Consider the following 11,060-nt stretch of genomic DNA (forward strand, 5'->3'; position numbering starts at 1 on the left):
CCACAACCTCCAACCCGCTCCGCCGCACAAGCCCCAGCCCGCCCTGGCCTGGGACGCCCCGCCCGCCGCCGTCCCGCGCGACCCGGGCGCGGGCGTCGCCGCCACCCGCCGGAGTTACTACGGGCATCGCCCCACCTCGCCCGACCTCGCCCACTTCCCCCGGCAGCGCTGGCTCGCCGCCGTACGCCATGTCCTGACCACCGTGCCGTCCGACGCCCTCGACTACGGCGACCCCGGCGGTGTGCCCGAGCTGCGCGAGGAGCTGGCCGGCTACCTGCGCCGGGTCCGGGCCGCCGACGTGCGCCCGGAGAACCTGGTCATCGTCGGCGGCGTCGCCCAGGGCCTCAGCCTGGTGGTGCACGTCCTGAGCCGGGAGCGCGAGCTGCGCCTCGCCGTGGAGGACCCGACGAGCCTCGGCCAGGTCCCGCTGCTGCGCCGCGCGGGCGCCCGGCTCGTGCCGGTGCCGGTGGACGAGGAGGGCCTGGACGTACGGCGGCTGACGGGCGAGGCGGCCCTGGTCACCCCCGCGCACCAGTTCCCGACCGGCGTGGTCCTGTCCCCGTCGCGCCGCGCCGCGCTCGTGGAGTGGGCGCACGCGGGCGACCGGTTCGTCCTGGAGGACGACTACGACGCCGAGTTCCGTTTCGACCGCGACCCCGTCGGCTGCCTCCAGGGTCTCGCCCCGGACCGGGTGGTCCTGTCCGGCAGCGTGAGCAAGGCGCTGGCCCCGGGGCTGCGGCTCGGCTGGGTGGCCGCGCCGCCCGAGCTGGCCGAGGCGGTCCGGCGGGCGCGCGGCGAGCTGGACCTCGGCTCCCCGGTCGTCGACCAGTACGCGCTCGCGCACTTCCTGCGCACCGGCGGCTACGACCGGCATCTGCGGCGCATGCGCAGGGAGTACCGCCGCCGCAGGGACGCCCTGGTGGCGGCGCTGTCCGAGGAGCTGCCCCAGGTGCGGGTCAAGGGCATCGAGGCGGGGCTGCACGTGTACCTGGAGCTCCCGGACGGCTGGACCGAGCAGGAAGTGGTGCGCGCGGCCCGCGAGCTCGGGCTGTCGGCCGAGGCGGTGGGGCCGATGCGGGAGTTCGCGGGCCCGCCCGCCGTGGTGGTGGGGTTCGCCCGGCTGCCCGCGCACCAGGCGGCGGAGGTCGCCCACGGATTGAAGGTCCGAATGTCAGGACAAAAAATTGACCGAGGCGGACACCTCGCCTAGAAAGAAAGCACGTCGTGTCTCTGGAGCCGTCATGCGTGTGGGACTGCTGGGCCTCGGCCGGATCGGCGCCTTCCACGCCGCCACCCTGGCCGCGCATCCGCTGGTGGACGAGTTGATCGTCGCCGACCCCGTGCGCAGCACGCCGCACGGCGAGCCCGGCGACCCGTTCGACGTGGACGCCGTCGTCATCGCCACCCCCACCAGCACCCACGCCGAGCTGATACTCAGGGCCTGCGCGCGGGGCATCCCGGTCTTCTGCGAGAAGCCTGCGGCCGGCACGGTGGCCGAGACGCTGAAGGTGCTGGAGGCGGCCGAGGGGCATCGGGTGCAGATCGGCTTCCAGCGCAGGTTCGACCCCGGGTACGCGGCGGCGCGGGCGGCGCTGCGCGCGGGGGAGCTGGGCGAGCTGCACCGCGTCCACCTGGTGACGGCCGATCCCGCGCCGCCGCCGGCGTCGTACCTGCCGCTGTCCGGCGGGATCTTCCGCGACTGCCACGTCCACGACTTCGACGCGCTGCGCTGGGTGACCGGCCGCGAGGTGGTCTCGGTGTTCGCGTCCGGGGCCAACCGGGGGGCCGCGTTCTTCGCCGAGGCCGGTGACGTCGACACCAGCACGGCGCTGCTCACGCTGGACGACGGCACGCTCGCCACCCTCCAGGGCTCCCGCTACAACGGCGCCGGCTACGACGTGCGCATGGAGCTGGCCGGCACCCGCCGTACGCAGGCGGTGGGCCTCGGCCCGCGCGCGCCGCTCCGCACCGTCGAGGGCCTGCCGGAGCCCGACGAGCCCTGGCCGGACTTCGTCACCCGGTTCGAGCACGCCTACCGCAGCGAGATCGACGCCTTCCTGACCGGCGCCCCGAACCCCTGCACCATCCTGGACGCCCTCTCCGCCCTGTACGTCGCCGAGGCCGCCGACCTGTCGCTGCGCGAGAGGCGTCCCGTCGAGCTGGCCGAGGTCACCCGCCCCGGCCTGTGATCACGCGGCGGCCGGGGCCTTGGGCTGGAAGGCGGGCGCCAGCAGGAAGATCGCGGCCGCCAGCACCAGCGGCGCCGCGTACGCCACCCGGTAGTTCGCCGCCTCCGCGATGCCGCCGATCATGGCCGCGCCGAGGATGAAGCCGATGTAGTTGAACAGGTTGACCCGGGCGATGGCCACGCCGGTGCCCGCCGGGTCGAGCTTGCCGGCCGCCGAGAACGACTGCGGCCCGACGACCGCGAGCCCCACCCCGGTCAGGCCGAACGCGACGATGCCGAGCACCTGGTTCTGCGCGAGCACCACGCCGAGGAAGCCGGCCGTGGCGATCACCGCGCCGATGCGGACGATGGCGGCGGGCCCCCAGCGGCGGGCCGCCACGTCGCCGCCGAGCCGGACGGCCAGCGTCGTGGCCTGGTAGGCGGCGTACGCCAGCGGGATGACGCTCGCGCTCGCGTGCAGTTCGTTCTTCATCAGGACGGTGTTGAAGTTGGAGACCGAGGCGTCGCCGATGTAGAGGAAGGCCATGGCCAGGCAGAGCGGGATGAGCGGCCGCCACGGGAGCGAGCCGCCGAGCGGCGAGACCTCGCTCTCCGGCTGCTCCTCCTCCTTCGTGCACAGGCGGGGCCCGGCGTAGAGCGAGCCGGCCACGACGACGACCATGGGGATCGCCATGATCCAGTGCAGCGGCAGCCCGGAGGCGGCCGACGCCCACAGCGCCCCGGCCAGGCTGAGCACGCTCCACACGCAGTGGAACCCGTTGAGCACCTGGACGCCGTAGCGGCGTTCGACCGCGACGCCCTGCATGTTCATGCCCGCGTCCACGGCGCCGACCGACACCCCGAACACCAGCAGCACCGGTATCAGCAGCGGCACGTTCGGCGCGAGCCCGGCGAGGACCACGGCGACGGCGACCGCCGGTTGGGCGACGCGCAGCAGGGGTCTGCTGCCGTGCCGGGCGGCGTACGTGCCGGCCGCCATGCTGCCGACGCCCGCGAACACCGGCACGATGAGCAGCAGCAGCGTCAGCGTGCCGTCGTCGATGCCATGCTTGGTCTGCAGGTTCGCGACCTGGACCAGCAGCGAGGCGAACGACAGCCCTTGGAGGGCGAAGACGGCGGACGTGGCCACACGGGCCTGGCGGTCGCGCGGGGACGGCACGGCGGCCTCCTGATGTTGATTGGGGGGAGATCAAACGTGAGGCGGAGTCAGGTTAGCCGCACGCCAGGGGGTCACGCCAGAAGCAGATCAGCAGCGGATAGGGTGCCGACGTGAGACGGGGCTACCCGGCGGGAGAGGCGCGCAAGGAGCGCATCCTGGCCGCCGCGTTGCTGGAGTTCGCCGAGCACGGCTACCGGGGCGCGTCGCTGGCGCGCGTGGCCGAGCGCGTCGAGCTGTCCCAGGCCGGCCTGCTCCACCACTTCACCAGCAAGGAACGCCTGCTCCTCGCGGTGCTCGACTACCGCGACGAGCTCGACGTACGCCGCTTCGACGTCGAGGCCGCCGGCGGGATCGACGCGCTGCGCGCCCTGGCGGACGTGGTCGCCAACAACGCCAGGGTGCCCGGCCTGGTGCAACTGTTCTCGGTGATCAGCGGCGAGGCCGTGACCCCCGGCCATCCCGGCCACGAGTGGGCCAGGCGGCGCTACCGCCGGCTGCGCGCGCAGGTCGCGGCGGCGCTGCGCAGGGGCGTCGAACGCGGCGAGTTCCGTCCGGGCATCGACGCCGAGGCGCACGCCGACCGCCTGATCGCGATGATGGACGGCCTCCAGACGCAGTGGCTCATCGACCCCGACCAGGTGGACATGACCGCCGTGTTCAGGGGTTACGTGGACGACCTCATCGCGCTGCTGCGCCCTGCGGGCTCCGGCTGAGAGGGGGCGGCGTCGAGCTTCTCGGCCGCCGCCCACACGCCGAGGGCGAGCAGCGCGGCCACCTCGGTGACCGCCAGCCCCCGCTCCACGAGCCCGAGCGGCATCACCCGGTACCACGGCAGCCCGTCCTGCGCCCCGACGAAGATCATCGTCCCGATGCCCGCGACCCACAGCACCGAGCAGACGCCGAGCCAGAAGGCGACCGGCGTGGCCCGCGACCGCTCCCGCCGCCACGCCCGCGAACGGGGCCTGGCGATCACCACGGCCGCCAGCGGCAGGCACAGGAACGCCACGAAGCTGCCCACCCGGTGGATGCTGCCGCTCATGCTCGGCCCCACCGACCAGTCGTGCTTCTCGAACCAGGCCGTCAGGAACAGCCCCACGCTCCAGCCCATCAGCGCGATCGTGCCGACGATCCCGGCCAGCCGCCTGCGGGCCAGCGACACGGCGATGGCCGCGGAACCGGCCGCCAGCAGGCCCACGCCGAGGCCGAACACCCAGCCGCCGGGACCGAGGCCGTGCTCGCTGATGGTCCGCCTGATCGGGTTGATCTCGTCCAGACTGGTCAGCTCCAGACCGAGGATCAGCACCACGCCCGCCCCGGCCGCGCCCAGTCCCCATCGTGCCGGTCGATGCACGCCCACCTCCGTCTGCCTTTGCCGAGATCAACGGAGCGAAATGCGTGATGATTCCGGCGTATGGCGCCGAGCGAAACCTCTCGGCGGGGGATATCGTCGGAGATGTGAACGAACGCGCGGGATCCTGGTTGCCGAAGCTGCAGGAAGTCGGTGAGCGGCTGGCCGAGGAGTTCGTCTCCGCGCGGCGCCCGCCCGCCGCGGCCGGCCTGCCGGCGCCGTCCGAGCTGCGGGCCTCCGACGCCGACCGCGAACGCATCGCGCAGGTGCTCCAGGACGCCCACGCCGACGGCCGGATCACGCTGGAGGAGCTGGAGGAACGCCTCGGCGTGCTCTACTCGGCGCGCACGCTGGGCGACCTCGCCGGGCTCACCGCCGACCTGCTGCCCGCCGACCAGCAGCCGCTCAACCTCGACGGCCGGCCGGTCTCGGCCATCTTCAAGCAGGAACGGCGGGGCGGGCGCTGGGTGGTGCCCGCCGAGCTCACGGTGACGGCCATGTTCGGCACCACCAAGCTGGACCTGCGTGACGCCATCCTGCAGAACAGCAGGGTGGTCATCAACGCCACGCTGGTCTTCGGCGGGCTGGAGATCCAGGTGCCCGAGGATCTCGAGGTCATCAGGGTCGCCAAGGGGAAGACCGTCCGGCTCAACAAGCAGCCCACCGAGCCCGGCGCGCCCGTGGTCGAGGTCCGCACGACGAACTTCGCGGGCGAGGTCAAGGTCAAGGAACCACCCCGCCGCAAACGCCGCCGCTGACCCTCGGTTCTCAGCCTGCCCCGCCCTCCTTCGGGACCCGCAGGCTCAGCCGGCCCGCCCACCCTCCCAGGGACCCGCAGGCTCAGCCGGCCGTGTCGAAGTTGATCGCGCTGTAGGCCCGCAGCTTCCAGAGCTGGTGCTCGCTCTCGATCTTGCGGATGGTCCCCGACCGCCCGCGCATCACCAGCGACTGCGTGATCGCCGCGCCGGCGCGGAACCGTACGCCCTGCATGAGCTCGCCCTGGGTGATGCCGGTCGCGGCGAAGAACACGTCGTCGGAGCGGACCAGGTCGTTGGTGGTGAGCACCTGCCCGAGGTCGTGCCCGGCGTCGATGGCCCGCTGCCGCTCGGCGTCGTCCCGCGGCCACAGCTTGCCCTGGATCACGCCCCCCAGGCACTTGAGCGCGCACGCCGCCACGATGCCCTCCGGCGTGCCGCCGATGCCGAGCATCAGGTCGATGCCGGTGCCGGTGCGCGCCGCCATGATGGCGCCCGCCACGTCGCCGTCGGTGATGAACTTGATCCGCGCCCCGGTCTCCCTGATCTCCTTGACCAGCCGTTCGTGCCGGGGCCGGTCGAGCACGACCACCGTCACGTCGGAGGGCGAGCAGTGCTTGGCCCGCGCCACGGCCTGGATGTTGGCCGACACAGGGGCGTCGATGTCCACGACGTCGGCCGCCTCGGGGCCGGTGACCAGCTTCTCCATGTAGAACACGGCCGACGGGTCGTACATCGAGCCGCGCTCGCTCACCGCGATCACCGAGACCGCGTCGGGCATGCCGAGCGCCGTCAGCCGGGTGCCGTCGATCGGGTCCACGGCCACGTCGCAGTCGGGGCCGCTGCCGTCGCCGACGTGCTCGCCGTTGAACAGCATGGGCGCATGGTCCTTCTCGCCCTCGCCGATGACCACCACGCCGTTCATGGAGACGGTGTTGATGAGCTGGCGCATCGCGTTCACGGCCGCGCCGTCGGCGCCGTTCTTGTCACCTCTGCCGACCCAGCGGGCGGCGGCCATGGCGGCGGCCTCGGTGACGCGGACCAGCTCCAGCGCCAGGTTGCGATCAGGGGCGTGCTCGCTGGTGGCGAGCGGCGCCGGGACCGACTCGGACATCATTGGCCTCCTCGAAGACGACTCACTCGATGGTAGATGCCGTACTTTTCCCGGCTTGAGGCGGATGATGTACCGCCTTCGGTTCTCGGCCCGGTCGTACGCGGTCGGTAAGCTGCGAGCTGCGCCTGCGGGGCGGAGAACGGATTTTGCGCCATTCACGTGCGCGGCAGGGATCTCGCCTTCACCATGGAGCAGGGCGTCGCGCCGTGGAGGAGAGCGTATGAGCGAAGTGGAACCCGTCGTGACCCAGCCGCGCACGTCGGAGCGGGGGGCCGCGACGCGCAGCGCGCTGCTCACGGCGGCCAGGGAGATCTTCGTCTCCAAGGGCTTCGCCGAAGCCGGCGTGACCGACGTGGTGTCCCGGGCGGAGGCCAGCGTCGGCAGTCTCTACCACCACTTCTCCGGCAAGGCCGACCTCTACCTCACGCTCTTCGAGGAGTGGCAGGCCCGCCAGTCGCAGCGCACCAAGCAGGCGGCCAGGGAGGCCCGCGCCGCCGGCGAGAGCGACCGCATGCGGGTGTTCGTCAGCGCCGCCCGCGCCTACCTCGCCGGCTGCCTGGAGGAGCGCGAGCTGGCCGCGCTGTTCCTGCGCGGCGACGGTCCGCCCGGCTTCGAGGTGGTCATGCGCGACCGGCTGCGCAAGTGGGCGCAGCTCAACGCGGCCCTGTTCGAGGACGAGTCCGCGCTGGTCGTGGTGATCACGGGCGCGCTGGCGGCGGCGGTCTCGGAGGTCGTACGCACCGGCGACCGGGCGCTCGCCGAGGAGGTCCTCGCGATCATCGGGCAGATCCGCCCGGCCGCTTCGGCGACCGCCTCCTCCAGCGGGTAACCTCGGCGGATGTGCGACGGTTCACGGACGGCTTCTACGGCTACGCGGTAGCGCTCTTCATCTGCCTGGCGGGTGCGGCGGCATTCGTGCTGATCGCGCCGCAGGGCCGGGACGAGCACATCCCGCGGCGCGACTACTCCATCACCGTCGCCAACTTCTCCCACGACGTCCCCTACCAGGTGTGGGCGCCGCGCCAGGACCCCGCGGACTGGGTGCCCAACAGCAACCGCATCGCCAAGGGCCAGAACGGCGCCCAGGTCCTCTACCTCGGCTACGCGACCGCCAAGCGCGAGCACGCGATGTTCGCCCAGAGCGACGAGAAGCCCGCGGCCGAGTTCGCCAACCGCATGGCCAACTCCGACAAGGCCGTCGGCACGCAGGAGATCGGCGGGCAGACCTGGGAGCGGCGTTTCCGCGAGGACAAGAACCAGCGCACGCTGGTGCGCGCCCTGCCCGACGTGACGCTCGTGGTCACCGGCACGGCCGACTGGCCGGAGCTGGCCGAGCTGGCGGGCCTGCTCCAGCAGCGGCCCAAGACGTCCTAGCCCGTCGGGGGCCCGTCCCGGCTCGTCTAGGGTGGTTCCCGTGGCAGCAGCAGACGAGAAGACGCCCTCATACGAGCAGGCCCGCGAGGAGCTGACCGAGGTCGTACGACGCTTGGAGACCGGCGGGCTCACCCTGGAGCAGTCGATCGAGCTCTGGGAGCGCGGCGAGCGGCTGGCGGCCGTCTGCGAGGAGTGGCTCCAGGGGGCCCGGGTCAAGCTCGCCGCCGCCATGGCGCGGCGCGCCGAGCCCGGCCACGGCGACGACACGCCCTTCTAGGCGCTCCCCGGGTTTCAGGCGCTCTCGGGGTTCAGTGCCAGCACCGGGATGCGGCGGCTGGTCTTGCGCTCGTAGTCGGCGAAGCCCGGGGCCACGGCGACCATGCGGGCGTAGAGCTCGTCGCGCTCCTCGCCCTCCACAGGCACGGCCTTGGCCTGGAACGTCTCCGTGCCGACCTCGACGGTGGCGACCGGGTGGGCCCGCAGGTTGTGGTACCAGGCCGGGTGGGTGTCGGCGCCGGCGTTCGAGGCGATGATCACATAGCGCTCGTCGTCCGGCAGGTACATCACCGGCGTCGTGACCTGCCTGCCGCTCCGGGCGCCTGTGGTGGTGAGCAGCAGCAGCGGCGAGCCCTCGAACATGCCGCCGACCCGCCCTCCGTTGGCGCGGAACTCGTCGATGATCTGCTGGTTGAAGTCGTTGGCCATCCTCGGCTCCTTTTAATCGGAGAGTTCTCCGGTTGGGAAGACTAACCGGAGAACTCTCCGGTTACAACCTGTATGCTGCGGGCCATGCGCGGTCGCCCCTCCCTGCCCGTACTCGGGCAGCCCCAACCCGAACGGGCCGACGCCGCGCGCAACCGGCAGAAGATCATCGACGCGACGGCCCGGATCATCGCCGAACGCGGCGCCGCCGGCCTCTCGCTCGACGAGGTGGCCAAGATGGCGGGCGTCGGCGTCGGCACCGTCTACCGGCGCTTCGGCGACCGCAGCGGGCTCGTCTTCGCGCTCATGGACGAGCGGGAGCGGCGCTTCCAGACGGAGTTCTTCTCCGGGCCGCCGCCGCTCGGGCCGGGCGCGCCCGCGGAGGAGCGGATCGCGGCGTTCCTCGACGCGCTGGTCGATCGGGTCCTCGCGCAGCAGGAGCTGTTCCTGCTGCTGGAGAAGGGCGGCAAGCCCTGGTACGGCGGGCCCTACCGGGTGCACCACATCCACCTGGCCACGCTCGTCGGCCAGGCCAGGCCGGACGCCGACGCCGCCTACCTCGCCGACGCGCTGCTCGCGCCGGTCAACGCCGGGCTGATCGCGTACCAGCGGGAGGAGCGGGGCATGAGCGTCGGGCAGATCAAGGCGGGCCTCGCCGCGCTCGCCGAGGCGGCACTCCGCGCCTGAGCGCTCACCCCTCGGTGCGCACCGACAGGCGGTCGTCGGACAGGCGGACCGTCAGGGACGAGCCGGGCGGGACGTCCCTCGCCAGGCGGACCACCTCGCCCGACGGATGCTGCACGATGGCGTAGCCGCGCTCCAGGGTGGCCGCGGGCGACAGCGCGACCAGGCGGGCCCGCAGGTGCACCAGATCGTCGCCGGCGCGGTCCAGCGAGCCGGTCAGCGAGCGCCTGGCCCGCTCGCGCAGCGCCTCCACCTGCTCGGCGCGGCGTTCCAGCTCGCGCACCGGATCGGCGAGCGCGGGCCGCGAACGCGCCGACGTCAGCCACGACATCTCCCGGTCGAGCCAGCCCGTCACCACCCGGCGGCCCCGGTCGCGGAGCTGCCGGACCAGCGCGAGCTGCTCGCCCACGTCGGGCACGACCTTCTTGGCGGCGTCGGTGGGCGTCGACGCGCGTACGTCGGCCACCAGGTCGAGCAGCGGGCTGTCCTGCTCGTGACCGATCGCGCTCACCACCGGGGTGCGGCACGCGGCCACCGCGCGGACCAGCGTCTCGTCGGAGAACGGCAGCAGGTCCTCCAGCGAGCCGCCGCCCCTGGCGACCACGATGACCTCGATCTCGGCGTCCGCGTCCAGCTTGCGCAGCGCCTCGGTGACCTCGCCCACCGCGTACGGGCCCTGGACGGCCACCTCTTCGACCTTGAAGCGCACGGCGGGCCAGCGCCGGCGGGCGTTCTCCAGCACGTCGCGCTCGGCCGCCGACTCACGGCCGCAGATCAGGCCGATCGTGCCGGGCAGGAACGGCAGCCGCCGCTTCCTGTCGGCGTTGAACAGCCCCTCGGCCGCCAGGAGCTGCCTCAGCCGCTCCAGCCGTACCAGCAGCTCGCCCACGCCGACCGGGCGGATCTCCAGCGCCGTGAAGGCGAACGTGCCCTTGTTGACCCAGAAGTCGGGCTTCACCTGCAGCACCACCCGGGCCCCGTCGGCCGGCCTGGGCACGGCCGCCTCGTAGACGCCCCGGGGAGCGGTGACCCTGGCGGAGACGTTGGCGACCGGGTCGCGCAGGGTCAGGAACACCGTGCCGCCGCGCGTGCTCAGATCGGTGATCTGGCCCTCGACCCACACCGTGCCGAGTCTGCCGATCCAGCCGCCCACCATTTGCAGGACCGTGCGGATCGGCAGTGGGGACTCCGGTGTGGTCTTCGAGGTCATGGCGGAAGACTACGGGCTCGGTGCGGTCTACTCGCCGGCCTGCAGCTTGATGAGGCGGTTCTCGTACATGCGCACTACCTCGGGGCGGTCCTGGGTGGCGCGCTCGTAGGCGAGGAAGTCGCCGATCTGGGCCGGGGTCTTGCCGCGCATGCGGGCGCGCAGGGAGGCGACGGTCAGCTCGCCGTAGCCGGGAAGCGGCTCCACGAGCCCGGCCGCGGGCACCCCGACGACCGGCTCCTCAGCGGCGGCCTCGGGCTCGGCCACGGTGTTGGCCACGGTGGTGGCCACGGTGTTGGCCGCGGTGTTGGCCGCGGGCTCGGCCGGGGCGACGGACACCGGCTCGACCTTGGCCGCGGGCTCAGGCGCGACGGCAGGCTCAGGGGCGGCGACGGGCTCAGAGGCGGCGGTGGGCTCAGGGGCGGCGACGGGCTCGGGCGCGGCGACCGGCTCGACCTTGGCCGCGGGCTCAGGCGCGACGGCGGGCTCAGGAGCGGCGACCGGCTGGACCTTGGCGGCGGGCTCAGGC

General features: G+C 73.1%; 14 protein-coding genes. 8 read left to right on the forward strand and 6 right to left on the reverse strand.

All coding sequences use genetic code 11. The features are described 5' to 3' along the window. Positions 1 to 1,210, forward strand: a 1,210-nt coding sequence (locus ACBR40_RS46755; protein WP_371252920.1) for a PLP-dependent aminotransferase family protein, incomplete at its 5' end; no start/stop codon positions are given. Between the two features lie 31 nt (positions 1,211 to 1,241). Continuing rightward, positions 1,242 to 2,189: a Gfo/Idh/MocA family oxidoreductase gene (locus tag ACBR40_RS46760; RefSeq protein ID WP_371252921.1), complete on the forward strand. Its 948-nt coding sequence runs from the start codon at positions 1,242 to 1,244 to the stop codon at positions 2,187 to 2,189. Here ACBR40_RS46760 and ACBR40_RS46765 read toward each other — a convergent pair whose 3' ends face one another. Further along, entirely contained in the window at positions 2,190 to 3,347 is a 1,158-nt protein-coding gene (locus ACBR40_RS46765) for an MFS transporter (protein ID WP_371252922.1), read from the reverse strand. Positions 3,348 to 3,457: 110 nt separating this feature from the next. Here ACBR40_RS46765 and ACBR40_RS46770 point away from each other — a divergent pair, with 110 nt between their 5' ends. Beyond that, on the forward strand, positions 3,458 to 4,060 hold the full coding sequence (locus ACBR40_RS46770) for a TetR/AcrR family transcriptional regulator (RefSeq protein WP_344210780.1): 603 nt from the start codon (positions 3,458 to 3,460) through the stop codon (positions 4,058 to 4,060). Here ACBR40_RS46770 and ACBR40_RS46775 read toward each other — a convergent pair. Then, positions 4,012 to 4,698 carry a DUF998 domain-containing protein gene (locus ACBR40_RS46775; protein ID WP_371252923.1) on the reverse strand — a complete coding sequence of 229 codons (687 nt, stop codon included), beginning with the start codon at positions 4,696 to 4,698 and terminating at the stop codon, positions 4,012 to 4,014. The genes ACBR40_RS46770 and ACBR40_RS46775 overlap by 49 nt on opposite strands. 104 nt (positions 4,699 to 4,802) lie before the next feature. On the opposite strand from ACBR40_RS46775, the gene ACBR40_RS46780 reads away from it, so the two are divergent. Then, positions 4,803 to 5,453, forward strand: coding sequence for a DUF1707 domain-containing protein (locus tag ACBR40_RS46780; protein WP_344210776.1), 651 nt, complete (start codon positions 4,803 to 4,805; stop codon positions 5,451 to 5,453). Between the two features lie 82 nt (positions 5,454 to 5,535). Here ACBR40_RS46780 and glpX read toward each other — a convergent pair whose 3' ends face one another. Then, positions 5,536 to 6,564 (reverse strand): class II fructose-bisphosphatase, encoded by a 1,029-nt coding sequence (gene glpX, locus ACBR40_RS46785; protein ID WP_364455770.1) that lies wholly within the window; start codon positions 6,562 to 6,564, stop codon positions 5,536 to 5,538. Positions 6,565 to 6,784: 220 nt separating this feature from the next. Here glpX and ACBR40_RS46790 point away from each other — a divergent pair, with 220 nt between their 5' ends. From ACBR40_RS46790 to ACBR40_RS46800, 3 genes are read left to right on the forward strand one after another with little or no spacing between them, the layout of a single operon-like run. After that, the gene (locus ACBR40_RS46790) at positions 6,785 to 7,393 is read left to right on the forward strand and encodes a TetR/AcrR family transcriptional regulator (protein WP_364454833.1); all 609 of its coding nucleotides are present in this window, start codon (positions 6,785 to 6,787) and stop codon (positions 7,391 to 7,393) included. Between the two features lie 11 nt (positions 7,394 to 7,404). Then, on the forward strand, positions 7,405 to 7,938 hold the full coding sequence (locus ACBR40_RS46795; RefSeq protein ID WP_371252924.1) for a DUF4245 domain-containing protein: 534 nt from the start codon (positions 7,405 to 7,407) through the stop codon (positions 7,936 to 7,938). Positions 7,939 to 7,978: 40 nt separating this feature from the next. Continuing rightward, positions 7,979 to 8,215, forward strand: coding sequence for an exodeoxyribonuclease VII small subunit (locus tag ACBR40_RS46800; RefSeq protein WP_020545112.1), 237 nt, complete (start codon positions 7,979 to 7,981; stop codon positions 8,213 to 8,215). 14 nt (positions 8,216 to 8,229) lie between these two features. Here the strand turns inward: ACBR40_RS46800 and ACBR40_RS46805 are convergent, their stop codons facing one another. Next, positions 8,230 to 8,643, reverse strand: coding sequence for a nitroreductase family deazaflavin-dependent oxidoreductase (locus ACBR40_RS46805; RefSeq protein ID WP_371252925.1), 414 nt, complete (start codon positions 8,641 to 8,643; stop codon positions 8,230 to 8,232). Between the two features lie 84 nt (positions 8,644 to 8,727). On the opposite strand from ACBR40_RS46805, the gene ACBR40_RS46810 reads away from it, so the two are divergent. Beyond that, positions 8,728 to 9,327, forward strand: coding sequence for a TetR/AcrR family transcriptional regulator (locus ACBR40_RS46810; protein WP_344210767.1), 600 nt, complete (start codon positions 8,728 to 8,730; stop codon positions 9,325 to 9,327). 4 nt (positions 9,328 to 9,331) lie between these two features. On the opposite strand, the gene xseA is transcribed toward ACBR40_RS46810, so the two are convergent. After that, positions 9,332 to 10,534, reverse strand: a complete 1,203-nt coding sequence (gene xseA / locus ACBR40_RS46815) for an exodeoxyribonuclease VII large subunit (RefSeq protein WP_344210765.1) — start codon at positions 10,532 to 10,534, stop codon at positions 9,332 to 9,334. 27 nt (positions 10,535 to 10,561) lie between these two features. Next, the coding region (locus tag ACBR40_RS46820; protein ID WP_371252926.1) for a hypothetical protein at positions 10,562 to 11,060 on the reverse strand (499 nt) is incomplete at its 5' end.

Source organism: Nonomuraea sp. AD125B (genome assembly GCF_041402765.1).
Lineage (GTDB): Bacteria > Actinomycetota > Actinomycetes > Streptosporangiales > Streptosporangiaceae > Nonomuraea > Nonomuraea bangladeshensis.

Excerpts from the sequence above, each read along its gene's own strand:
- ACBR40_RS46760 (WP_371252921.1), top strand. The coding sequence starts at position 1,242 with ATGCGTGTGGGACTGCTGGGCCTCGGCCGGATCGGCGCCTTCCACGCC.
- glpX (WP_364455770.1), bottom strand. The coding sequence starts at position 6,564 with ATGTCCGAGTCGGTCCCGGCGCCGCTCGCCACCAGCGAGCACGCCCCT.
- ACBR40_RS46790 (WP_364454833.1), top strand. The coding sequence starts at position 6,785 with ATGAGCGAAGTGGAACCCGTCGTGACCCAGCCGCGCACGTCGGAGCGG.
- ACBR40_RS46805 (WP_371252925.1), bottom strand. The coding sequence starts at position 8,643 with ATGGCCAACGACTTCAACCAGCAGATCATCGACGAGTTCCGCGCCAAC.
- ACBR40_RS46810 (WP_344210767.1), top strand. The coding sequence starts at position 8,728 with ATGCGCGGTCGCCCCTCCCTGCCCGTACTCGGGCAGCCCCAACCCGAA.
- xseA (WP_344210765.1), bottom strand. The coding sequence starts at position 10,534 with ATGACCTCGAAGACCACACCGGAGTCCCCACTGCCGATCCGCACGGTC.